Origin of the sequence: Marinomonas foliarum (assembly GCF_016906065.1) — a bacterium.
Lineage (GTDB): Bacteria > Pseudomonadota > Gammaproteobacteria > Pseudomonadales > Marinomonadaceae > Marinomonas > Marinomonas foliarum.
Map to the genome: position 1 here is coordinate 342953 of NZ_CP070273.1, position 24186 is coordinate 367138.

General features: G+C 42.6%; 26 protein-coding genes. 14 read left to right on the plus strand and 12 right to left on the minus strand.

Going from position 1 to position 24186, the window contains the following annotated elements:
• Positions 1-48 precede the first annotated feature (48 nt).
• The 8 genes from JSY38_RS01665 to JSY38_RS01700 all read left to right on the plus strand — a co-directional run bounded on the left by JSY38_RS01665 (position 49) and on the right by JSY38_RS01700 (position 8243).
• Positions 49-1116 (plus strand): BMP family ABC transporter substrate-binding protein, encoded by a 1068-nt coding sequence (locus JSY38_RS01665; protein ID WP_114412910.1) that lies wholly within the window; start codon positions 49-51, stop codon positions 1114-1116.
• A 154-nt stretch (positions 1117-1270) separates the two neighbouring features.
• Complete coding sequence (locus JSY38_RS01670; RefSeq protein ID WP_205114924.1) at positions 1271-2278, plus strand: adenosine deaminase; 1008 nt, start codon at positions 1271-1273, stop codon at positions 2276-2278.
• A 430-nt stretch (positions 2279-2708) separates the two neighbouring features.
• Positions 2709-3077 carry a DUF2750 domain-containing protein gene (locus JSY38_RS01675; RefSeq protein WP_205114926.1) on the plus strand — a complete coding sequence of 123 codons (369 nt, stop codon included), beginning with the start codon at positions 2709-2711 and terminating at the stop codon, positions 3075-3077.
• A 109-nt stretch (positions 3078-3186) separates the two neighbouring features.
• Positions 3187-3600: a DUF2946 domain-containing protein gene (locus tag JSY38_RS01680; RefSeq protein WP_239544485.1), complete on the plus strand. Its 414-nt coding sequence runs from the start codon at positions 3187-3189 to the stop codon at positions 3598-3600.
• Positions 3601-3739: 139 nt separating this feature from the next.
• Positions 3740-5125 carry a PepSY-associated TM helix domain-containing protein gene (locus JSY38_RS01685; protein ID WP_205114930.1) on the plus strand — a complete coding sequence of 462 codons (1386 nt, stop codon included), beginning with the start codon at positions 3740-3742 and terminating at the stop codon, positions 5123-5125.
• A 158-nt stretch (positions 5126-5283) separates the two neighbouring features.
• Positions 5284-6258: a class I SAM-dependent methyltransferase gene (locus JSY38_RS01690; RefSeq protein WP_205114932.1), complete on the plus strand. Its 975-nt coding sequence runs from the start codon at positions 5284-5286 to the stop codon at positions 6256-6258.
• Positions 6251-6421, plus strand: coding sequence for a hypothetical protein (locus JSY38_RS01695; RefSeq protein WP_181858586.1), 171 nt, complete (start codon positions 6251-6253; stop codon positions 6419-6421). The genes JSY38_RS01690 and JSY38_RS01695 overlap by 8 nt, the downstream gene beginning before the upstream one ends.
• Before the next feature lie 307 nt (positions 6422-6728).
• The gene (locus JSY38_RS01700) at positions 6729-8243 is read left to right on the plus strand and encodes an alanine/glycine:cation symporter family protein (RefSeq protein WP_114413538.1); all 1515 of its coding nucleotides are present in this window, start codon (positions 6729-6731) and stop codon (positions 8241-8243) included.
• 80 nt (positions 8244-8323) lie between these two features.
• Here JSY38_RS01700 and JSY38_RS01705 read toward each other — a convergent pair whose 3' ends face one another.
• Positions 8324-8983, minus strand: coding sequence for an NADPH-dependent FMN reductase (locus tag JSY38_RS01705; RefSeq protein WP_114413539.1), 660 nt, complete (start codon positions 8981-8983; stop codon positions 8324-8326).
• Positions 8984-9189: 206 nt separating this feature from the next.
• On the opposite strand from JSY38_RS01705, the gene JSY38_RS01710 reads away from it, so the two are divergent.
• The gene (locus JSY38_RS01710; RefSeq protein WP_205114933.1) at positions 9190-9951 is read left to right on the plus strand and encodes an EAL domain-containing protein; all 762 of its coding nucleotides are present in this window, start codon (positions 9190-9192) and stop codon (positions 9949-9951) included.
• A 10-nt stretch (positions 9952-9961) separates the two neighbouring features.
• On the opposite strand, the gene JSY38_RS01715 is transcribed toward JSY38_RS01710, so the two are convergent.
• The 4 genes from JSY38_RS01715 to JSY38_RS01730 all read right to left on the minus strand — a co-directional run bounded on the left by JSY38_RS01715 (position 9962) and on the right by JSY38_RS01730 (position 12419).
• Positions 9962-10450, minus strand: a complete 489-nt coding sequence (locus JSY38_RS01715) for an ASCH domain-containing protein (RefSeq protein ID WP_205114934.1) — start codon at positions 10448-10450, stop codon at positions 9962-9964.
• Positions 10451-10476: 26 nt separating this feature from the next.
• Positions 10477-10668 (minus strand): DUF3185 family protein, encoded by a 192-nt coding sequence (locus JSY38_RS01720; RefSeq protein WP_205114935.1) that lies wholly within the window; start codon positions 10666-10668, stop codon positions 10477-10479.
• Between the two features lie 118 nt (positions 10669-10786).
• Positions 10787-11695: an NAD-dependent epimerase/dehydratase family protein gene (locus JSY38_RS01725; protein WP_205114936.1), complete on the minus strand. Its 909-nt coding sequence runs from the start codon at positions 11693-11695 to the stop codon at positions 10787-10789.
• Between the two features lie 19 nt (positions 11696-11714).
• On the minus strand, positions 11715-12419 hold the full coding sequence (locus tag JSY38_RS01730) for a pseudouridine synthase (RefSeq protein ID WP_205114937.1): 705 nt from the start codon (positions 12417-12419) through the stop codon (positions 11715-11717).
• A gap of 159 nt (positions 12420-12578) precedes the next feature.
• On the opposite strand from JSY38_RS01730, the gene JSY38_RS01735 reads away from it, so the two are divergent.
• From JSY38_RS01735 to JSY38_RS01745, 3 genes are all read left to right on the plus strand, one after another.
• Positions 12579-13775: a DEAD/DEAH box helicase gene (locus JSY38_RS01735; protein ID WP_205114938.1), complete on the plus strand. Its 1197-nt coding sequence runs from the start codon at positions 12579-12581 to the stop codon at positions 13773-13775.
• Between the two features lie 192 nt (positions 13776-13967).
• A complete protein-coding gene (locus tag JSY38_RS01740; RefSeq protein WP_114413543.1) occupies positions 13968-14912 on the plus strand; it encodes a M23 family metallopeptidase in 945 nt (314 codons plus the stop codon).
• Complete coding sequence (locus JSY38_RS01745) at positions 14822-15286, plus strand: bactofilin family protein (protein WP_114413544.1); 465 nt, start codon at positions 14822-14824, stop codon at positions 15284-15286. The genes JSY38_RS01740 and JSY38_RS01745 overlap by 91 nt, the downstream gene beginning before the upstream one ends.
• On the opposite strand, the gene rho is transcribed toward JSY38_RS01745, so the two are convergent.
• Positions 15283-16239 (minus strand): transcription termination factor Rho, encoded by a 957-nt coding sequence (rho, locus tag JSY38_RS01750; protein ID WP_205114939.1) that lies wholly within the window; start codon positions 16237-16239, stop codon positions 15283-15285. The two genes, JSY38_RS01745 and rho, sit on opposite strands and share 4 nt — an antisense overlap.
• Before the next feature lie 98 nt (positions 16240-16337).
• Positions 16338-18476, minus strand: a complete 2139-nt coding sequence (locus tag JSY38_RS01755; RefSeq protein WP_205114940.1) for a sensor domain-containing diguanylate cyclase — start codon at positions 18474-18476, stop codon at positions 16338-16340.
• Positions 18477-18805: 329 nt separating this feature from the next.
• Here JSY38_RS01755 and JSY38_RS01760 point away from each other — a divergent pair, with 329 nt between their 5' ends.
• Complete coding sequence (locus JSY38_RS01760; RefSeq protein WP_205114942.1) at positions 18806-20068, plus strand: hypothetical protein; 1263 nt, start codon at positions 18806-18808, stop codon at positions 20066-20068.
• Positions 20069-20205: 137 nt separating this feature from the next.
• Here the strand turns inward: JSY38_RS01760 and JSY38_RS01765 are convergent, their stop codons facing one another.
• Complete coding sequence (locus tag JSY38_RS01765) at positions 20206-20559, minus strand: DUF1428 domain-containing protein (RefSeq protein ID WP_205114944.1); 354 nt, start codon at positions 20557-20559, stop codon at positions 20206-20208.
• A 274-nt stretch (positions 20560-20833) separates the two neighbouring features.
• On the opposite strand from JSY38_RS01765, the gene JSY38_RS01770 reads away from it, so the two are divergent.
• A complete protein-coding gene (locus tag JSY38_RS01770; RefSeq protein ID WP_205114946.1) occupies positions 20834-21709 on the plus strand; it encodes an MYG1 family protein in 876 nt (291 codons plus the stop codon).
• 86 nt (positions 21710-21795) lie between these two features.
• Here the strand turns inward: JSY38_RS01770 and JSY38_RS01775 are convergent, their stop codons facing one another.
• From JSY38_RS01775 to JSY38_RS01790, 4 genes are all read right to left on the minus strand, one after another.
• Entirely contained in the window at positions 21796-22530 is a 735-nt protein-coding gene (locus JSY38_RS01775) for a spermidine synthase (RefSeq protein WP_205114948.1), read from the minus strand.
• Between the two features lie 161 nt (positions 22531-22691).
• Positions 22692-23096 carry a DUF1801 domain-containing protein gene (locus JSY38_RS01780; protein ID WP_205114950.1) on the minus strand — a complete coding sequence of 135 codons (405 nt, stop codon included), beginning with the start codon at positions 23094-23096 and terminating at the stop codon, positions 22692-22694.
• Positions 23097-23207: 111 nt separating this feature from the next.
• Positions 23208-23360 carry a hypothetical protein gene (locus JSY38_RS01785; protein WP_205114951.1) on the minus strand — a complete coding sequence of 51 codons (153 nt, stop codon included), beginning with the start codon at positions 23358-23360 and terminating at the stop codon, positions 23208-23210.
• A gap of 126 nt (positions 23361-23486) precedes the next feature.
• Positions 23487-24092 (minus strand): pyridoxamine 5'-phosphate oxidase family protein, encoded by a 606-nt coding sequence (locus JSY38_RS01790; RefSeq protein WP_205114953.1) that lies wholly within the window; start codon positions 24090-24092, stop codon positions 23487-23489.
• Between the last annotated feature and the right edge of the window lie 94 nt (positions 24093-24186).

Below are 24186 nucleotides of genomic sequence, written 5' to 3' on the forward strand. Positions count from 1 at the left end.
AAGTGAATACCATAAATAAAATGCCTTCGGGCACAAAAGGAGCAAGCAATGAAACTTAAAAGTGTATTGATAGGTCTGGGACTTTTAGCGGGAGCAAGTTTTGTTCAAGCTGAGGATCCACTCAAAGTCGGTTTTGTCTATGTTGGACCCGTTGGCGACTTAGGCTGGAGCTATGAACATGACAGAGGTCGTAAAGGCATAGAAGAATATTTTGGCGATAAAGTAAAAACCACTTACGTTGAAAACGTGCCAGAAGGTGCTGATGCCGAGCGAGTAATCACCCAACTCGCTAAAGCAGGCAATGACCTTATTTTTACTACCTCTTTTGGTTTTATGAACCCAACGGTAAAAGTCGCGAAGCGCTTTCCTAAAGTAAAGTTTGAGCATGCTACTGGATACAAACTGTCTAAAAACTTAGGCACTTACGTTCTTCGCACCTACGAAGGCCGTTATATTTCAGGCGTGGCTGCAGGCATGATGACCAAAACCAATACCATTGGTTATATTGGTTCATTTCCGATCCCAGAAGTTATCCGTGACATCAACGCCGCTTACATGGGTGCAAAAAGTGTTAATCCAGATGTAAAAATGAAAATTGTTTGGGCGAATACTTGGTACGATCCAGGTAAAGAGACAGATGCTGCAAACGCACTAATGGACCAAGGTGTTGATGTAATGCTACAACACACCGACAGCCCAGCGCCGCTTATTGCTGCTGAGAAACGTGGGTTACGCGCCATTGGCCAAGCTTCTGACCAAAGTAAATTTGCGCCAAACGCACATATTTTCTCTGTTCGTGATGATTGGGCACCTTACTACATCAAACGAGTGCAAGCCGTTATGGATGGCACATGGGATTCTAAAGATTTCTGGGGCGGCTTCCAAGAAGACATGCTATCTCTAGCGTCTATTAACCCAAACCTTCCAGCAGATGTTCGAGCTAAAATTGATGCAACTTATACTGCAATCAATTCTGGTGAATTCAAACCATTCACTGGGCCTATTAAAGACAACAAAGGCAATATCGCAGTTCCAGCCAACCACTCACTAACAGATCAAGAGCTTGCTCAAGTAAATTGGTATGTTGATGGCATTACTGACGAAATTCCTCGCTAAGTCCTACTATGCTTATATACAGCCAGCGCCGCTGGCTGTATATTCTGCCGTTTTTTCCTAATCACTATTCTTAAACTCAGCCAACCATCCTTTTTCATCATCGGTTTTATCGCTATATTTAAGAATCAAAGGCAAAGCAACGAAAGGTACCCCCATGGAAACACTAATCGAACTATCAAAGAAAATGCCCAAAACAGAACTTCATCTACATATTGAAGGCACCTTTGAGCCAGAGCAGATGTTTGCCATAGCCCAACGAAATCAGGTGAAACTAAAATACAGCACAGTAGATGCTTTAAAAGCCGCTTATCAATTCACGAACTTACAAGATTTTCTCGATCTTTATTATCAAGGTATGTCTGTACTACTCCATGAAGCCGATTTTTACGACCTTACCATGGCGTATTTGAAAAAAGTTAATAGCGAAAATGTTGTGCACGTAGAGATTTTCTTTGACCCACAAGGCCACTTATCTCGAGGGGTGAGCTTTGAGCCCCAAATCCGAGGCATCTACAACGCCCTGCAAGACGCCGAGAAAAAATGGGGAATGACCTCCAAGCTCATTATGTCTTTCCTACGCCACCTCAGTGAAGAAAGCGCCTTTGACACGCTAGAACAAGCAAAACCTTATTTAGCTTGGATTGATGGTGTTGGATTAGACAGCTCAGAAGTCGGACATCCGCCGGAAAAATTCTTACGTGTTTTTGAAGCCTGCAAAAAGCTTGGCTTAAAGATCACTGCCCATGCTGGTGAAGAAGGCCCTCCAGAATATGTTTGGCAAGCTATAAACCAAATCGGCGTTGACAGAATTGATCATGGCAACAGAGCGTTAGAAGACGATAAACTTATTGATACGATAAAAGAGCGTAATTTAACTCTGACGGTTTGCCCGCTTTCCAATTTAAAGCTTTGTGTCGTCACCGACATGAAAGACCACCCGATCAAAAATATGCTGGCACTTGGTTTGCATGCTACCGTCAATTCTGACGATCCAGCTTACTTTGGTGGCTACATGAACGACAACTATGCATCACTTATTAATGGCACTGGCATTAGCAAAGATGAGCTTTTTCAGTTAGCCCAAAACGGCATCACTGGAAGCTGGATGGAAGACCATGTTAAAGAACAGCACTTAAAGGGCCTTCATGCCCTTTTCGCATAAGACTGTTATTAGGTACCTATAACACATGAAACACCGATACCCCGAAGCTTGCTGCGGGGTATCGGTGTTTCATCCGAGCAATATTAAACTTTATTCATATGCCATTCTCTCTCGAAGGAAGCCGTCGCAAAACGACTTCTCTCGACCTTGTAGGTCGCGCATTTATGCCGACAAAAAACTCACCACAACAAATTATGTCTTGTCGGGCTAAAGCCACGACCTACAAAAAGCAATATAAATCAACATATTGTAGGCTACGCCTGTACTCCCCTCATCAGGCCTACAACGCTTTAACGACAACCTCCTTCGCGGGAATGGCGCAGCAAGCTGAGAGGAATTTACCCGAAGAAATTAAATTGGGTGATTGAGTTGATCACTCTTTTTAGCCGATGTGTTAAGATGCGTTTTTTTACCAACCCGAGTCAAATTCATGTCAAACACAATCCTTCTTGATGATACCTTCTATCGTTTACCTAGCAGCGAACGCTATGATCACGTTTTAAACCTCGTGAAGAAAGGCACATCCGTATGGACACTGGCTGACGCAGAGGGCTGTTTAATTATTGATCTTGGTAGCGATAAAGTATTACCTATTTGGCCAGCGGAACCCCTAGCTACCGCATGGGGCGAGAAAGAGTATCAAGGGTTTAATAGCTTAGAAATTAACGCTGCCGATTGGGCCGAGAAATGGCTTCCAGGCATGCAAGGTGATGGCTTTTCTGTTGGTGTAGCGCCAAACCTTGCTGGCGAATGCATTGTTTCTTCTGCCGAAGAACATGCAGCCGACTTACAAAGCTAACACAAAACCTTTGATTTAAGATAAAAGCGCTTTGCACTTTCAATTAAAGGCTCCCATTCAAAAGGGTCGCCTATTAAAAAGCCACCCAAACAAACGCACACAACTTGCTGTGTGCGTTTGTTTGTTTGCTGTTTTCCTTATTTATTTTGGCCCGCTGTTCTCTCAAGTAAGTAATGCACTTTCACCCCAGCCAACCACGATGCAAATGTCGATGGAAAGTATGGCTATGTCAGGGCACGACCATGCAAAAATGCTTTCCAAGCAAGCAAGCAACAAACCGACAAGCTCAGCACATATTAGCCACCACGGTCATCATGGACACGGCGAAAGCGCCAACCTCTTAGAGGCTTGTGGCTATTGCTCCCTGCTTTTCCATTTAAACTGGATCGATGCCAAAACTTTTGAGTTAATTCCCCTTACTCAAAGCCGTTACCCGAACATAGTAACGGTGACTATTTCGCACAAATACAGTGTGCCCTTCACCTCCATTCTCCCCAGAGCACCACCCACCACTCTCGTTTAACTCAACCAATAAGCACGACGCAAGCAACTCTGATCCTACGCTGATCAGGTTTTTCTGTGCGCGTTTTTTATGATGATAGAAAAGTGAGTATCTACTCAGAGGCGTTGTTCTGCCCTTTTCCTTTAAATGAGAAATAACTATGTCTACAAACACCAAGGCTTCCGAGCCTTCTTCAAATGCTATGTTGCTATTAATCACACGGCTGCATTTTTACATTGGCCTTTTCATTGGCCCCTTTATCTTTGTGGCTGCCCTCACTGGTACCATCTATGTGATAACACCACAACTTGAGGATGTCATTTATAAAGACGCCCTAACAACACAAAGCGTGGGTGAAAACAAACCAATTTCTCAACAAATCGCGGCCGCGAAATCACAATTAACAAGCGATCTAACCTTATTCGCTGTTCGCCCTGCGCCAGAGCAAGGCGACACGACACGCGTGATGTTTCTTGACAAAGAAGCGGAACTAACAGGGGCAAGAGCCTTATTTATCGACCCTGTGACATTAGAAGTGAAAGGCAACCTGCCTGTTTATGGTACAAGCGGTGTCTTACCACTTAGAACAACGCTCGACTTTATGCATCGCCAACTACTGCTCGGTGAAGTGGGTCGCTATTACAGCGAACTTGCCGCATCTTGGCTTTGGATTGCGGCACTTGGCGGCCTGTTTCTTTGGTACAAAGGCGGCAAGAAAAATAAAGCCGAGTTTGCCAGCAGAACAGAGCACCTGCGTAAGCGTCGTCGCCATTATCAAGTAGGGCTGTGTTTGTTTGTCGGTTTGATCTTTGTTTCTATTACCGGATTAACTTGGTCTAAATGGGCCGGAGCCAATATTGGCACTTTGCGCTCTAGCATTGGCTGGGTCACACCTTCCGTAGACAGAAATCTTGCTAACGACACTCAAACAATAGCAGCATCAGGCGAGCATGCTGACCACCTAAACCATGCTAGTCACCAGAATGCACCTGAAAAGCTGCCTGCAGAAAAGTTTGAAAATATCGACTTACTCTTTGACGGTGTATTAAAGGCGGCCAGAGACGCTGGCATTGATGCCAACAAGCTAGAAATAAGACCATCATCAACCAAAGATAAAGCGTGGCGAGTGAGTGAAATTGATCGTTCTTGGCCAACTCAGGTTGACAGCGTCGCTGTTGACGCAAGTACCATGACAGTGACCAGCCGTGCCAATTTTGCGACTTTTCCAATTGTAGCCAAGCTAATTCGTTGGGGAATTGATGCTCATATGGGCGTTCTGTTTGGCATAGCAAACCAAATAATACTAGCCATCTTTGGGCTATCTCTATGCTTTATGATCATCCTAGGCTACAAGATGTGGTGGATTCGTCGCCCGCAAGCAGGGTCGACCTCTAGACCACTTTTGCAAGCATGGTCGAAACTGTCTGCAGCACAAAAAATACTTACGCTCATTGTCACTATCGCACTGGGCTTAAGCCTGCCTGTGATGGGTGTGAGTTTATTAGTCTTTTTATTGATTGATGTAGTTCGCTGGAAACGTCAATAACAAACTAAAAATCACCGAGCTTTATTTCAAGCTCGGTGATTCCTTTTATTTGAATCCCCCTCAATCTAAAAGCTTTATTCTTTCCGCTTTCTTCTGGCCTCTCGCCTAGTAATCAGTAAAATATGCGTCTCATTTAATTACCCTCAAAATGCTATTTTATGACCCCACAAGCTCTCACTATTTTAACTGATCACGTTTTTAATCAGCTAGCACTGCAACCAAATGGCGCCAAAAGGCTTTTTCATGGTCGAGGACGCCGCTTTCCTGACCTAGAGCAAATCACTGTCGATTGGCTAGAAGGGCAAATTCTCATCTCTCTTTTTAAAGAACCCTCTTCCGACGAATTAGATAAATTAAATAATAAAATTATCAATTGGACGATTCAAACAAAATGGAGCGACTTCAATGTACAATCCATCCTACTCCAGCATCGGAGTCGAGAACGCAGCCCGACCGAATGCCTTTGGGGACATTATCAAGAGCAGCAAGTTGTTAACGAAGATGGGCTTCTATTCCAATTAGACCTTGGCAAAAACCAAAACTCTGGCCTTTTTTTAGACATGAGATACGGGCGACGCTGGGTAAAAGAAAACAGCCAAGACAAACGTGTACTCAATCTATTCGCTTACACCTGCGGTTTTTCAGTCGCCGCTTTAACTGGTGGAGCAGACTTTGTCGTGAACCTAGACATGGCCAAAGCCGTACTGAGTCGAGGACGAGAGAACCATCGCCTGAATCAACACGATTTAAACAGCGTTAAATTTTTTGCTCATGATATTTTCAAATCTTGGGGGAAAATTAAAAAATATGGCGAATATGACCTTATCATCATTGATCCACCAACCTTCCAACGGGGCAGCTTTGCTCTAACAAAAGACTATCAAAAAATATTACGACGCCTGCCCGAGTTACTGACAGAAAATGGACAAGTGCTTGCCTGTGTTAATGACCCAAGCATTCCTGCACAATTTTTAATTGATGGCATGCGCGAAGAAGCACCTACACTCGAGCTCCAATATCGACTGGATAATCCACCCGAATTTATGGATATTAATATCGAAAGCGGCCTGAAGGCCCTAATATTTACGAAAACACCTGATAACACAGCAAACGAAGGAAGCCAGCATGTCTAAAACAACCGTTACATTCGAATACGAAAAAGAAACCAAAAACAGCGTACGCTACCAAGAAATACCAGAGGAAGGAAAAGCGCCTATTATGGGCACGCTATATGTACAAAAGTGGTTTGCAGGCAGTAGTAAGAACCTAGAAATCACTATCGAAAAGAAAGACTAATTTAACGTTAAGGCAGCGCCACCATGCTGCCTTCCTTCACCCTATCAACAAACCTTTATTCTCAACCATATTATTTCACCAGCTTTTAATATGAAAACCACAGTTAAAAGCATCCGTTTTTATAATATACAAATGGATCTCATTTCTTTTCCGTGTTAAATTTGCCCCACTAAGGTGCACTTTTCATGCGCAATTCACATTTGAATATGTTCATGGCGTGGTAGCGGTAACCCCTCAACCACCGGACTTTAGTAACACATAACAATTATTAACGCCCACAAAGCGAATCTTATCGAGGACACTATCTATGCAAGCATTCATTGATTTCTTAAACGGAGTCATTTGGAGCCCAGCCTTAATTTATCTATGTCTAGGTGCTGGTTTATTTTATTCAATTCTGACGCGCTTTGCTCAAGTACGCCATTTCAAAGAAATGTGTTCACTATTGTTCAATTCGAACGAGTCGGACAAAGGCATTTCTTCTTTCCAAGCATTGGCGGTATCGCTATCTGGTCGTGTTGGTACAGGTAACATTGCTGGCGTAGCGGCAGCCATTGGTTTTGGTGGTCCTGGTGCCATTTTCTGGATGTGGGTTGTTGCCTTCTTGGGCGCAAGTACTGCTTATGCTGAATCTACTTTAGGACAGCTTTATAAAGTAAGCGAAAATGGTCAATATCGTGGTGGCCCAGCATACTACTTCGAGCGCTGCCTTGGCTGGCGTTGGTTGGGTGTCTTGTTTGCTTTGTCTTCTATTCTTGCCTGTGGTGTTTTCTTACCAGGTATTCAAGCAAACTCTGTTGGTAATGCAGTAACACAAATCTTCGGCGAAGGCGTTATTGTATCTAGCTCTTTCGGTGATGTTGGTTCTACCAAATTGGTTGCGCTAGCGGTGATCTTAGTCGTTTTGGCATTTATCATCTTTGGTGGCATCAAACGTATTGCGAACTTCACTCAAATAATCGTGCCATTTATGGCGCTTGGTTATATTGTGATGGCGCTGATCGTTGTCTTCCTAAACCTAGACAAAGTACCAGGCATTTTCGGCATGATCTTCTCTGATGCATTCACTGCACAGGCCGGTTTTGGCGCGGCAATCGGTTGGGGCGTAAAACGTGGCGTTTACTCAAACGAAGCTGGCCAAGGTACAGGCCCTCATGCTGCTGCCGCAGCAGAAGTTCAACACCCTGCACAGCAAGGCCTTGTTCAAGCATTCTCTGTATACGTTGATACTCTATTCATTTGTACTGCGACAGCGCTGATGATCTTGATTACACAACAGTACAACATCCAAGGTTCTTTGGCTGATGGCCAGTTCATCGTACAAAACGTTGATCCTTCTACTATCATTGCTTCACCTGCCTTCACTCAGATGGCATTAGCAAGTGTGTTTGGTAATTCTGGTCCTATCTTCGTTGGTGTAGCATTATTCTTCTTCGCCTTCACTACGATCTTAGCGTACTACTACATTGCTGAAACCAATGTTGCTTATCTACGCCGCGCATTGAATATCAATGTATCACTAACCTTCGTAAAACTGCTTATCATGTTCATGGTGGCTTACGGTACAGTTAACACAGCAGGTTACATCTGGAACCTTGGTGATGTTGGCGTTGGCTTAATGGCTTGGTTGAATATCGTTGGTATTATCATGATTTTCTTCATGGCAAAACCAACTATGAAAGCATTACGTGATTACGAAGACCAGAAAGCCGCTGGCGTAACAGATTATACTTTTAACCCGAAAGCACTTGGCATAAAAGGTGCTGAGTTCTGGGAAAAACGTTACGACAAACAACAAGCTGAAAAAGCAGCTGATAAATAATCGACACTGCGTTTAGTAAAATACTCTGATGTGAAAAGGGTCACTTTAAAGTGGCCCTTTTTTATTCTTACTATCCCAGCTTAAGGAGCATTCCTTTGTGCGGGATCTTTCTTAAAAGCAGGCGCCATACTTTGTGGATCGACTTGCCCCTTGTAACTAGCCGACGCCTGTGCCCACCAAATGAGTTGATTAAAAGTACGACCAAAATAACCAAACCACTCGTTTTGATCTTCGCCTTCTGCTAGAGCTCCTTCTGCAGAAAAGACGTTTTGCGCTTTTGGCACATGAATCATTGACGATACAGGCAAACAACCCAACTCCGACAAAAAGGTTCGCATGCCTATCGCGGCGCGCATTCCACCCCATTGGCCAGCAGAATAGGTCACTATGGCACTTGGCTTATAGGAAAACAAAGAGCTGCCAAAATGATTAAGCAAGTTAGCCAACGCTGGGCTCATTGAATGATTGTATTCAGGGCTCACCATAATATAACCATCGGCCGATGCTATTTTCTTCGCCAACGCATCTAGTCTCTCTGGGACCTGACTTGTTGAGTAAGAAAAGTGCGGTTTAAAAACAGCCTCTAACGGATAGTCCAACGCATCCACCAGCTCAACCTCATGATCGATATGCTGAGATACAAAAGCGGCAAAGCACGCTTTAGCTACCCTCTCGCCTAATCGAGCTGGCCGTGGTGGCGCGCTATCCCTAACCGTCCCAAGAAAGATTAAAATCTTCATAAATACATACCCAATACGAATTATTACGATTTGTTTCTAGAACACCCTACAGTGCGTAGTAAAATGCAAACCTCAGCACTGGTAAATTTAGCTTGAAAGCTCTATCGTTTAATAATCTATACGAATCATTGTGATAGAACATAAAACAATCAAAAGATACCTCACTATTCTCAGCCCACTAAACCAATTACAATGAGAGCCGCGATATGATACAGAAAGACTTCCGAAAACTAGGCTGCGCAGAATGTTCAACTGGGTGTGATTTAGGATTCGATTTTACTATGGCGTTTCAGCCAGTCATAAATAGTCAAACCAAAACGGTCTTTGCACAAGAAGCGCTTGTGCGTGGCCTTAATCAAGAAGGTGCCTTTCAAGTCTTCCAAAACGTAAACGAAACTAATCGCTATCGTTTTGACCAAAGCTGCCGTGTAAAAGCCATCAAACTGGCTGCCGAGTTGGAGATCCATAAACATTGTTTTCTAAGCATTAACTTTTTGCCGAACGCGGTTTACAAACCAGAACTTTGCATACGCACTACGCTAAATGCCGCAGAAGAATATCAATTCCCCAAAGAAAAGATCATCTTCGAATTTACTGAGAATGAACAAATTACGGACAGCAAACACTTAGAATCCATTATCCAGCATTACCAGCAACAAGGTTTTTTAACCGCAACAGACGACTTTGGCTCAGGGTTCAACGGTCTAAACCAACTTGCCGACCTTAAAACAGACATAACCAAAATCGATATGGCGCTCATCAAGAACATCGATCAAGACAAAAAACGTCAAATTATCGTACGAAACTTGGTAAACCTGTTTAATGAACTGAATATGATAATCATCGCAGAAGGCGTTGAAACACAAGCTGAATACCACACATTACAAGATATGGGCATTCATCTTTTCCAAGGCTACTATTTTGCTCGACCAAGCTTTGAATCACTTGCGGAAATTAACTGGGACTAGCTGACGATATTTATTGATAAACAACTTTAAAGCGCTCTAATACCAGCAGCATATCTTCCGTTGCTTCAATACCTAACTCTTCGCACTCCGCAGAAAAAAAAGCCCAGTGTGCTTCACGCCACCAATCTAATGTTTTATCGCCCTCGCCTTCTGCGGCGGCAAACTCAGCACTTACATCACAGTATCGACACTCAGTAACAGAAGTAATTTCGATGATACACACAGGCTTACCGTCCCAATTTGTCACCACTTGCAAGTGACCAACCTGCGGCATGGCTTCACCTTCGTAGCTGTACCAATGTTTCATACTGCATGAAGCTTGCTTTTCACCACGCACTATCAAATCAGCACAGACGTTAGCGTTGTATTCGTCAGCGCAGTAGTAATCGGAACCAAAAGAAATATATTTACTAGCAATACCTAGAGGTAAGGAATGAAGAAAGCGATCCAAATACACTTTACTTCTTCCATCCATTACACCCTCAACCTCTATTGTCATTTCATCAAACCCTACAAAAACAACCGTTATTTCAGTCTAGTTAAACCCACTAAAATACAAACAACACCACCGATCATCCCCCCCCAAGCTTCTATTGGCGTATCACCACTTATTGCGCGAGTCACTTGAGATGCAGCTGCATCATAAATGTTGTAGCCCCATACAGCCAAAGCAGCACCAACAACAACTAAAATAATGCCAACGATTTTATTATTCATATCGACTCCAAGGTGTTACTCATTCAGAAACTAAGCTAAACATCATGACACAAACAACACGATAATATGAACTCAATAACGTCACACCATTAATTTATTAATAAATTAAAGACACACATTACTCACCTGGAGCTTTCACATAATCTCGCCAATTATGACGTTCTTTAAAGCCCAGCACATCACGGATTTTACGGTTTGAAAACAAGGCTTCATGCTCGCCCATTTCTCGGGTAAATGGCACACCAGAAAAAAAGCGTTCTGCTAATTCTTTCGTCGGAATTATTGCGCCATTGTGATCGTTACCCGCATTAAATACTTGAAAACCTAAACCGTCTTTCTGCAAACATAAATCGACAATTTGCCCAAGATCACGAGCATCGATGTAACAAAATGCATTGCGGCGGCGTACTTCAGGGTGTTCAAAATAATGTGGAAATAACTCAGCGTATTCATGAGGCTCAATCACATTACCAATACGAAGCGCATAGATATCAATACCTGAACGGCGCTGGAAACTGCGTGCTGTTTTCTCGTTCACCACTTTAGATAATCCGTAGCTGTCCATAGGATCAACATCGTAATCCTCTTCTAATGGCAGAGAATGCGGATTAGTTTGCCCATCAGAAAAACAAATGCCGTAAGTCGTTTCGGACGAGGCAATAATGACTTTCTTAATACCAAGTTTTACCGCCGCTTCGATGACGTTATAAGTCCCTATGGTATTAACACGAAAAGTTTCGTTATCTGGGTTAATTAAGATTCTTGGCACCGCAGCAAAATGAACGACCGCATCAAACGCTGGCACTCCCGTTCCAGGCTCTAACTCATCAAAACCTGCATAGGAAGTCATCACGTTGAACATCTGACCGGAATCAGTAATGTCTGCAATGAGGTTATCGACTTGAGGGTGATCGAGTGGCGTCAAATCTACATTAAGTACTCGATATCCCTGCTCCAGTAGATACGCAACTGCATGCTTTCCAGCTTTTCCCGATCCTCCTGTAAATAATATGCGCTTTGCTGTCATAAACTAACCTCCATGAATTTTAATTATTATTGAAAGACTCTACTTCATTCTTGGATAAATAGCGCCATTGTCCGGCGTCGACATCTAAGCAAACCTTACCTATTTGCTCTCGGTGCAATCCCACTACTCGATTCCCAACTGCTGCAAACATGCGCTTCACCTGATGAAACTTGCCTTCCGTGATGGTTAAGCGCATTTCTTTTGGAGCAATAATCTCTAGCTCGGCAGGACGAGTTAAACTCGCTTCACCTTGGAGTGGAAGCCCCTTTTTGAACTGAGCAATAAGCTCTTGGCTACAATCTTTTGAAATCGCTTGAGACAATTGAACGCGATAGACTTTGCGGCAATCATTGGTTGGTTGAGTAATATTAAATGACCAACGGCCATCATCGGTAATCAATACCAATCCCGTTGTATCAGCATCCAAACGCCCTGCTATATGTAATTCAGAAATCTTATCAACCTCTAGATAATTGAACAGTGACGGATAAACCTCATCAATATTCGAGCACACAGTACCCGCTGGCTTATTCATCATAATATAACGAAAATCACGCGCCTTTAACTCAACGCCATTTAAAAGTACGCTATTATTTTCATGTACTTGAGTCGCCTCGTTCGTAACGACCTCACCATTAACAAAAACCTCACCCGAATAAATAGATTGAACCGCTTCTTTTCTGTTCAGCTCAGTACTTTTACAAACAAACTTATCAAGGCGCATAACAGGCAACATTAAAAGGTGAAAGAGCGAAACATTATCCTTCCTGAGCAATAATTATCAACGCCTGACGGATTTTCGCCAATGTAGAAACGCTTTTTACGCTATACTGCACCATCTTTTCTTTTCGACACCCCTTACGACAATCTGTCAGAGCACTTTATGCCATTTGCAAAACTAGGATTATCCAGTCCTCTTGTTCAAGCTATTACTGAACTGGGTTACAAAACCCCTACGCCAGTCCAGAAACAAGCGATCCCCGTTATCCTCTCTGGGAAAGACTTAATAGCGACAGCACAAACCGGAACAGGTAAAACTGCCGCGTTTGTTCTACCGCTACTAGATCGTTTTACTAAAGCAGGAACTTTACGCGGCAAACGCATTCGAGTGCTTATTCTCGTGCCAACGCGAGAGTTAGCGGTTCAGGTTGAAGCAAGTGTTGCTCAATACGCGAAACACACTAAGCTAACGTCTATGGCCATTTATGGCGGTGTGGATACCGAAGCACAAAAAGAACGCTTAATTGAAGGTGTAGATATTCTCGTCGCTACTCCGGGTAGATTGCTCGATTTAGCTCATCAGCGTGCGCTGCACTTTGATGAACTGAAAGTCATGGTGTTGGACGAAGCCGACAGAATGGTCGACATGGGCTTTGTTGGCGATATCAACAAGATCATGGAGCGCTTACCTGAAAATCGTCAGAACTTGTTGTTTTCAGCAACCATGACAGACGATGTTCGCGCCCTTGCCTATGATTTTTCAGACAGCAAGATGACCGACCTAGCGGCTGAAATCTCTATCTCTCCCAATGTACGTGCGGCAAAAAATATCAAGCAATGGCTAATCACCGTTGATAAAGACACCAAATCTGCCCTATTAAGTCATTTAATTAACGAACAGAAATGGGATCAGGCGCTTATTTTTATCGAGAAAAAACACGGCGCCGCCAAGCTTGTCGATCAGCTAGCCAAGCGTGGCATAGTTGCTGACTGTATTCACGGTGATAGAAGCCAAGCAATGCGTGAAAAGATCTTAGCGCAATTTAAATCTGGCGAACTAAAATATCTAGTCGCAACAGGCGTTGCAGCTCGTGGTTTGGATATCGGAGAATTAAGCCGTGTAGTCAATTACGACTTGCCGTTCAAACCAGAAGAATACATTCACCGCATTGGTCGAACAGGTCGTGCCGGTGCTTCTGGCGAAGCCATTTCATTCGTTGCCATGGGTGACTTTAAAAACCTTTGCGCCATTGAAAGCCGACTAAAACACATCATCGATCGCAAAGAAATTGCAGGCTTTCCGGTCAGAAAAGTCGTGCCAGTTTCTATTTTAAATTACGTCCGCAAAGCAAATCGTTAACATCGCGCCATTGAATGTTTTGTTATAGAAGATCCGCCTTAGGTAGAGTTTTCTGCCTAAAGCGCATCCCTTTACATAAACCTTAATTTTTTATGCATAAAAACAGCACGACTGCATACAAAAGTTTACAAAGATGGACGCTTTGCTGTATATCTAAGTAGTGAAAAATGATGTTGGTAAAAAAGTAAAAAAATGAAAGACAATATAACGGTATCCATTTCTTCAATTGATGGAACAAAGCATTTTAGTTTTGGAAAAAGGACTCGTCACACATTCAAGTTTGTAAGTTACGTCATTTTTATGGCTGTCCTTCTCACTGCAGGAATTATTTACTACTTAGTTAACGATGCAGAAAACTCAAAGCTAAAATTACTCGAACTAGAGAGCAAATCATCCTCTTTAACAAAAGAAATCACCTCGCTGACTGCACTTAAGCTAAGCTTAGAACAGGATTTATCTGAGCGAGAAGAACGAATGCTATTAGTTTCTGATCGATTAAATGATCTAGAAAAAGTACTTGGTATGGATGATCAGAACAACGTCGAGCTGGAATCACGATTAGATACAGCGGCCATGAACTCATCATTAAGAGTCGCCATGCTGACTCAGATACCAAGCGGACCACCAGTTAAAAATGCCAGAACTTCTTCAGGTTACGGCAAAAGAAAGCATCCAGTTCTTGGCACCATAAGGGTTCACCGTGGACAAGACTTTGCGGTCAATACTGGAACCCCTATTTATGCGCCAGCGGACGGAACAGTGGAAGTAACAAGACCCAGTAAAGAAGGTTCAGGGAATTTTCTGCGCTTGCTACACGGATATGGTTTTTCCAGCTCTTACTCTCATATGAGTAAGTTTGCAGTAAACAAAGGCGATTTTGTTAAAAAAGGCGATTTGATCGGTTACTCCGGCAACAGTGGATTAACCTCAGGGCCGCATCTGCATTATGAAATACGCTTCGTTGGACGAGCACTCGATCCCAAACCATTCATAGCTTGGGATGTCGATAATTTTGATACAATTTTTGAAAGTGTAAGAGGTATACGATGGGAATCTTTGGTGGACAAAATAGAGTTAAGAGTCAGTCAGCAACTACAACTCTCATCGCAGAAGGCTGCACAATTAACGGGCAGATAAATGTCGCCAACCATCTACAAATTGATGGCACTGTCGAAGGTCAAATTGAAGCGACTAATCAAATTAAAATCAGTGTATCAGGCAATGTTCAGGGTGAAATCACCACTGACCGTCTAATCATCAATGGCAATTTTGAAGGTATTTGTCGGGCAAATTATATTGAGATTTTAAGCTGTGGTCGCGTTAGCGGGACAGTTTACAGCGATAATCTTAGCATAGAGTCTGGCGGCAAGTTTACAGGGATCACTAACCCATCAGGCAAGGAGATGGAAGTACAAGAGCCACACGGACAGCTGAGCAGCCTTGATAGTTTAGATGAACTCGACCATCAAGAAGACAAGATCGTCTTGATGAGCAATGATAAAAACGCCTAATTAAAAGAGAAAGCCCTTAGTAACTCTGCATTGGTTGGGTATTCTTGTAATAACTCAACCAATTTTTGAGCACCATCGACAGGCTTAAGGTGCGTAAGAGAACGACGTAAAGCACGCACTTTTTCAATGTCTTTAGCATCAATCAGCAGCTCCTCTCGGCGCGTGCTGCTTTTCGCAATATCGATAGCCGGAAAAATACGATGACTCGCCGCTTCTCGTGACAACACAATTTCCATATTGCCCGTGCCTTTGAATTCTTCAAAGATCACCTGATCCATCTTACTACCAGTATCCACTAAAATAGTTGCCAGAATAGTTAGCGATCCGCCGTTTTCTATTTTTCTCGCTGCGCCAAACAGCTTACGTGGAATTTCTAACGCTCTTGTATCGAGGCCACCAGACATAGTTCGACCGCTGCCTCTTTGTTCGGCATTATGAACTCGTGAAAGCCTCGTCAGGGAGTCAATCACAATCATCACATCTTGGCCTTCACCCGCTTGCTTTCGCGCCGTTGCAAGCAGCGCATCAGCCACACGCACATGTTGCGTATAACTTTCGTCAGAAGACGATGCATGCACTTCAGCCGATACGCTGCGCTTAAAGTCTGTCACTTCTTCAGGCCGCTCATCAATCAATAAGGCATAGAGCTTAATGTCTGGATAAGCCTCAGCTACCGCCTGACAAATATGTTTGAGCATGGTTGTTTTACCCGACCCTGGCGGCGCGACTATCAAACCTCGCTGTCCCATGCCTATTGGCGTGATCAAATCCATCGCCCGAACTGTTCGCTCTGAAGAACCAGATGCCAATTGAATACAAGGTGAAGGATGAATGGCAACGCCGTTTAAAAAACGTTTTTCAGGATCGTTCGGATACAAGTCCTCAGCTACCTCATCGACAGGATTTGCGTCAGAAGCACGCTTACCTTTCAAACTTAGTATTTTTCTCGTCATAACAGGGGTTATCGCTTTTGGTGATTAAAAGTGTGGAGATATGAACATCAATACTATGATGTTACAGTGATCAGCGCTCATTTGATATTGAACACTGACTAATTCAATTTCGACATACGAATACAATTACGACCACTCTCCTTTGCCTTATACAAAGCAAGGTCTGCTTGCTGGAACAATTGCTTAGGATCCACAGAGAGCTCTGGCCAACTTGCTATACCAATCGAAATAGTCAGACTATCTAACAACTCCCCTTCATACTCAATCTTGGTATTTTCTACTGCATGTGTTAACTGCTCGGCTCGCTGCAAACAATCACCACCTTTAGCACGCGGCATAATGACAATAAACTCTTCCCCACCCAATCGACAGACAATATCTGCTTGGCGAAAGAATCGACTTAATAAGCCTGCAAGAGTTTTTAATGCTTCGTCTCCTGCTGGGTGACCATAGGTATCATTGAACTTCTTAAAGTGATCAATATCACAAATTAACAATGATAGCGGCTCTTTATTCCTTTCTGATGACGCAATCTCATATTCCAGCACTTCGGTAAAAAAACGTCTGTTTTTTAAATTCGTCAAAACATCTTCGTATGAAAAGCGCTGCAACTCTTCACGCAAAGCGATATTTGCTAACGTAATGCTGATCTTTTCAACTGCTCGCTCTAACAACGGCATAAACTGATCGACTGGGTAACAACTATTCTCTTCTGTCACTTTAACTTGTAAAAGAGCGACATGGCGGACCAAACCTTGCTGGTTGACTATTTTGAATGGAAAAAGCCCTTGCTCATGATCGAATATCGCATGCTCTATCACAGTAACTCCTGAGGTTGGCATTTCAATGTTGCGCCCCCAACACTGTATATCTTGCCAATCATCCGAATTAACGATGCTAAAAGTGCCCGAAAATGGCTGACAAAGCTCAGCTACTGCATTTCCAACCTTATCAATTCCCTGTTCTAATGTATGGCAACTCTCTAAAGCCAAAACGATATCACTGGCAATTTCTAATTTTTGCTGCTGAAACAATAAGCCTTCAGAACGTAATTTTTCTTTTTCAGCCATAACCGTAAGCTGCTCAGTTCGCTCATTTACTTCAGACTCTAGTGATATATTTAATTTGGCTAAACGACGCTGTGTAAACAAATAATGGTTAAACGAGAGCCCAACAATAGCAACTGAAAACAGCAGTGCCCCACTTGAAACAGGAACGCTACTCCATGAGATCCAACCATGAGCAACAAACATATCCAGCAGCATAACGGCACAAAAGCCGAAATAAGCAAGAATCAAAATCTTCTGCTCAAACCTGACACGGTTAAAAACAAACGACACAAAGCCAACCAATAACAATAGCGTCACGATAAAGATGCCGTCGAAAATAGGATATAGTTGACTAATACTAACAACGCCAGACAAGCTCCCTACTCCAGCAACAACCAAGAAGCCAAGATGGAATTTCCAAAGCCATTCAAAATGTCGCACTTCTAAATTGGCCTTAGATAACCATTCAGCCAATAACATAAACATGGGTATCGGCAATAAGAAATAGGCATAAGCACCAACATAATTCCATAATAACGGTTGATCCCAAACTAATTTCATCACGGGGATATCACCCAACACCAACCCAGCAGCAGCAAGAGAGAAAAAGCACACACTTAAAAATTGACGACGTTGTCCTTTAAATATGGCAAATACCGCCGCCATTAAGGCAATAAATAGAGTGATACCAGCAACAATAATACCCTGAGATGATTCACCAACAACCTGATGAAGGACATCAATCCGTTCGCTTAGCTTTACCTCCCCCCAAAAACCAATTTTGTGATAATCTGAAAACACACGAAAATACAGTGTTTTTCCGGCAAAATCTTCCGGTAAAATGATCATATGCCATGGCCAGCCTGCAAACTTGCCAGAACCATCTTGATTAAATTGACCGTGTTTATAAATTCGCTCGCCATCCAAATAAGCTTCTGCCAGCAAGTCGATGCTCGAGGCAAAAAACACAGGGTCTCTTAGTGAAACATCAGGCAAAGTGATACGAAACCAAACATTCTCAAAGGCACTCTGGGCGGGAGGATCTGCAGGAAAGTCAATTTGTTGCCATTGTGCTGAACTGTCTTTTTTAGTCCAAACTGGCTCGCCGTTAGAGTCAAACGGTGAATCACCCAACGCATATTCCCATCCAGCGTCTAGGCTTGTGTCTTTTGCCAATGAAGTAGACACTATGCAGAGTCCTACTAAAACACAGCATATTCGCGCAAAATTGAAAAATATTTGATGTAAGGACTTCAAAGTATTACCCGACTAAAACGAGAATTAATAGAATAAAATGATTGTTAGAGCATCAACTCACTCTAACTGTTTTTATTGGATTATGAAAGCAGGTAATTTAGATCTATCACATTCGTGAACTTAATAATTCACACACTATAAATATATATTATAGAGTTTTCATTATAAGAAAGTTTTCAAGTGGGTTTTAGAATAAACGCCACATTTTCCTCTTTTCTATTTATTATAGAAAACATGACTTTATAAGACCCAAGAAAGATATGACTTTATTAAAGAAATACACTGGCTGGTTTGTTCTCAGCACCTTATTACTATATTTACTATCAGCCACTCAACTTATTTCGGTATTGCTTCCGACAATATTAGCTTGGTCTGCCAATATTGCTATGTGGCATACCTTAGCACCCAGCGCAAAACGCCAAGTAAGTTGGCTTATGATTATTGGTAGTACTGCACTACTCTTTGCCGGATCCCAAGGTACTTGGATGACATGGCAACAGGTTTTTGCTGTCAATATACCTATGCTGGCAATGTTTGTGGCTGTTTCTTTTTTAGACTTAACCAACACAGCCGATAAGAGCAGTGAACTTCCTACTGGGTTTAAAGCCATTTTAAATACGGCATTAGGGGTTCAAGTTTTAGGCGCCGTAATTAACCTTTCTGTTATTTTGGTATTTGCGGACCGTATGAAGGCGGCGAACAAATTAAGCCCCGTACAACAATTTATCCTAACTCGTAACTTTGCCTCTGCAGCTTGGTGGTCGCCATTTTTTGTTGCAACAGGGATTGCATTAACTTATGCACCCGGCATGCAATGGCAAAAAACGCTGATTCCTGGTTTAGTGATGGGAGTTGTCGCGGTTATTTTTTCGACCACAGAAGCATTTCATCGAACAAAAGGTGATTTCAAGGGCTACCCAATTAAGCGCGAAAGCCTTTTTACCCCTGTCTTCTTAGCTTTGTCAGTGATACTTTTTCATTATATTTGGCCAAACATCAGCATACTTGTACTCATTTGTATTTTAGCGCCCTGCGCAACCATCCTGCTAATTAACACCAACTCAAGAAAAGACAGTCTCCTTAAGTTCGTCAACCACAAGCTCCCTCAAATAGGCAGCCAATTTGCATTATTCTTAGCCGCGGGAATTTTCTCCAATGGCATTAGCGCCATTATTCTGAGCTACCCAGAATTATTTAATTTGGATAATTTCACCTTTAATCCGCCACTATTTTCTTTTGTGCTTGCGGCCATGATTATCGTCGGCGTCATTGGCGTTCACCCTGTAGTCAGTATTGCCATTGCAAGTCCCATGCTACTGCCTCTTAACCCGGACCCGACACAATTAGGCTTCTTATTTCTAAGTGCTTGGGCTATTTCCGCAGGCAGTAGCGGACTGACGGGACTTGGATTACTCATGACAAGTCGCTATCAAATACCAACCAAAGTTATTGTAACGAACAGCCTTCATTACGCTATTTTCATGTGGATATTATGCTGTATCGTAAATTGGTTATTTTTATAAATTTTATATACAAAAAATTACATAAATCATTAAAAAAATAATCATACAATAAGAAAATTAGATTTCATCAATAAAAAAATAGAGAAACAACCATTGAGGTTTATTCTTAAATTCTCTTATAAATACGATGAAACAGATTAGACATCTGAAATAATATTGAAGCCACCATAGATAATACGTTTACCATCAAAAGGCATTGGATTTTTATCAGGATCCATTCTTAGGTCTTCCATTGCAGATTGCCATCCAGCATCACGAATTTCTTTTGAGGGCCAAGTGATCCAAGAAAAAGCGATCACCTCATCATCCTTCTTTTGAACAGCCAACGGAAAAGAAGTCACCTCACCTTCAGGAACATCATCGCCCCATGTGTCCACCACATTTAATGCCCCATAATCTTTGAAGACAGCCGCCATTTTTTCGGCGTGCTCTATATATTCTTCTTTATTAGATGCAGGTACTGCTGCGACAAACCCGTCTACATATGACATTGAGTAACCCTCTATAGTTAAATCAAATAGATATAAATTTTCTCACTTGGACCGAGGTCTATTTTTACTACTGTAATTCTAGCTACCTTCTAGCACTACCGCCATTTGAAAAATATAAAGAGCTAAAATGACGGCTCTGATTGGCATTTATGTATGCCTATATTAGCTGATGTTAAAATCAACGGTGTCACCCACCATTAAAACCCCGTAAAATGCCGATCTTTAGTACCTGTGTGCTGTTAAGTGAAATGATATCAATAAAAGAGACTGTAGAATGACCGAGCAAGTTCAAGTAATCGCAACGCACAATGGCAACTTTCACGCAGACGACGTATTTGCCGTAGCGGCGCTTAAACACCTTTTTCCGTCTGCAAAAATAATACGCACACGTGACTTAAACGTCATGGCAAAAGCCGACATAGTGCTAGACGTTGGTGGTATTTACGACGCAGAACAAGGCCGTTTTGACCATCACCAAAAAGGCGGCGCTGGGGCACGAGAAAACGGCATCCCATTCTCATCTTTTGGCTTAATTTGGCAAAAGTACGGTCTAGAAATATGCGCAGGTGACCAAGAAGTCACGAATTCATTGGATAAGAACCTCGTCTCTACAATCGACGCCATAGATTGCGGACACGTAGAAGGCGTACAAACCGGCATTAGCCTAAGCCAAACCATCTCCATGTTTAACCCGACATGGCAAGAAGAAGGCGATTTTGATGCCTGTTTTGATGAAGCAGTTGCCTTTGCTTCTCGCATATTAACTCGCTTCATTGCCGCGGCAAGCGGTGGCGTAAACGCAAAAACAATCGTTGCCAACGCCATTGAAAAAGCCGCAGACCCAAGAGTCATAGTGTTAGAACAATACACGCCATGGAAAACCACCGTACTTAGACTATCGCAAGATGCATTGTTCATGGTTTACCCTTCGCAAACAGGGCAATGGCGTATTCAAACCGTTCCTGTTGAGCTTGGTTCCTTTGAAGACCGCAAAAAACTTCCTGCGCCTTGGGCTGGATTATCGGATAAAGAACTACAAGACGTCACTGGGTTAGACGATGCCATGTTCTGTCATAACGGCTTATTTATCGCTGGCTGCGCGTCATTTGAAAACACCATGAAAATGGCAGAAATGGCCTTAGAATATTAAAGTTTCATTATAAAAAAAGGCCGATGTTATTTTCATAACATCGGCCTTTTTTTATCTGCTAAAACCTTAGAGTCAACTGAAAACCATTAGGCTTTTCGAATCGGACGTTCGCACACGTAAACAGAGTTGGTAGCGAAGCCACCCTGAAAAGGGTTTTCAAACTTCACTAAGTGGGATTCCACTGTTTCAAACACAGTACCCAATAAAGCGATAAAATCGTCTTCCGGTGGATTCTGTGACCACATCGCAAAGACCCCTTCATCAACCAACTGCTGCGCCATTAAAGACAAGTTCGCCGTGCTATAAAACCCAGCATTGGAAGGATTCAGATATTCGGTTGGCGAATGGTCAATATCTAACAAAATCGCATCAAATTTCTTACCCGCATGCTGCGGATCAAAACCGGTTTCAGGCACTGTTGCCAAGTCAAAAAAACTGCCCAATACATAACGATTACGAGGGTCAGCGTTTAACACTTTCCCCAATGGCACCATTTCTTGTTGATGCCAATGAATCACCGTCTCTAACGCATCCACCACCAATAGCTCGGCAATACGCTCATCGGCCAACGCTGCAACCGCAGTATAACCCAGACCCAAACCACCCACGACAACGCTAAGCTTCTCACCTTTCACCTTCGCCAAGCCAAGTGTAGACAGAGCTTCTTCCGCTGCGACAAACATACTCGACATCAAAAACTCATCGCCGAGTTTTACTTCATAAATATCACGATCGCCCAAGGCTGGAATGCGGCGTTTACGAAGGGAAATCTCACCCAATGGTGATTCTTGGCTGTCCAGCTCTTCAAACAGAAGTGACATATATGATCCTAAACCGGTAAATGAGCCGCTAGTATACGCATAAAAACTTTTGAGGCAGATGGAAATAGTTATAGTTTTTAAAAAGACACATGAAACATAGCGTCTAATATGTGGAAAAATGGCTGTAAGCGAGATAAGAAGTCACTTGTTATGTGAAGCTTTCACGCCCCGAGAAGTGGCAAATGTTTACGTTGGTGATAGGTTAAAGCCAGCTCTAAACAGTGCTTAATAGTGGCTTCTGGTAGAGGCGAAAATAACGATAACACTATGGCTCTATTGCCTTGAAACTCAAGCACATCACCATACAACTCTCTAAAGGTATCAACTAACTTAGTCTGGCAATGAAAGAACAAATAATAATGATCTGGTGAGCTCGACTTCCAGTCCATTCTCAACGGGCTGCCGATTTTGACGCTATAACTTGGCTCGCCCCATTTAAGAGACTCTTGAACGCTACCCAGCTCCAACTCAGCAGCAATTCGAAAAACAAGGCTTCGCAGTTCTTCAAGGCGAATACGAGCATTTTCTGGATATTCATCGAAGCGGATTTTAACAGCCTTGTTCATTAGCTTCCCTTAGTTAGCATTATTAACATAAACCTTACTAGCCGCTTTGGATTTAGATGAAAAACCACCCTATTCTTCATCTGATCCTAACCATCAAACCCGAGCGTATTTCTAGCCCTTGTTCACACCGCCTTTATTTGATCTTTCGTTTCTCTTCTGTTTCTTGCGGTTATTTTTCTCAGTGACGATCTTGATGGCTTCATCCTTAGTTAAATGGGGATGCTTAGCGATCAACTCTTCCACTTTGGTATCAAATGCGGTCATTTATAAATCTCTTGTATTGAAGTATGAATTAGGCCGCTATTTTAGCTCAGGAAGGATATAGAAGATAATAATTCTTAGCAGTGGCTGATGTGTATTTTAGGCAGTAATTCTCGCCACACTGAAAAGTCATAAATCTCGTTTGTATCGAGCAATCATATCTTCTTGAGTTTCTGGGTCATCCTTTATGGATAGCTGATCATTAATCATCGCTCCCATCGTAGGAAAATCCGCCCTATCTATTTGCGCCTTTAAAGACCAAAGTTCAGAGCGCATTAACGCTTTAGCACAATGTAAAAACACTTCTTTGATGGTGATCTCAATACAGGTTTTGGGTGGGTTTCTGTCATCAGAAAACAAGCTTAAATATTCGGGTGAGGTTGAAATACGAGCAAGCCCGTTAATTCGAAGCGTTTCATCAACACCAGGAATCAAAAACAAACACCCGATTTGACCCGTTTCAATGATATTAACAAGGCTATCAAGCCGATTGTTTCCTTTCCCATCGGGCAAAATAATGCAGTTGTCATTGATTATTTTCACGAATCCCGGATTTCCTCCACGGGGGGAACAATCAACAGAGCCGGATTTAGCGTAAGTCGAAATTGTCACAAACGGAGAATGCGCGAGAAAGTGACTGGAATGACGCTCTAAGGAAGTTAATTGCTTGTCTTTGGCGCGCCCTTTTGCATAACCATAGATTTCTCTGAGCTGTTCTTCGGAATCAAGATACATAAAACCTCCTTATATTTAGCGCTTAACTTCCAGAAAGAAATCAGAGTATAACGAAAAAACGGTTCTGTTCTTACCCAGTAATTTTTGCGGTGGT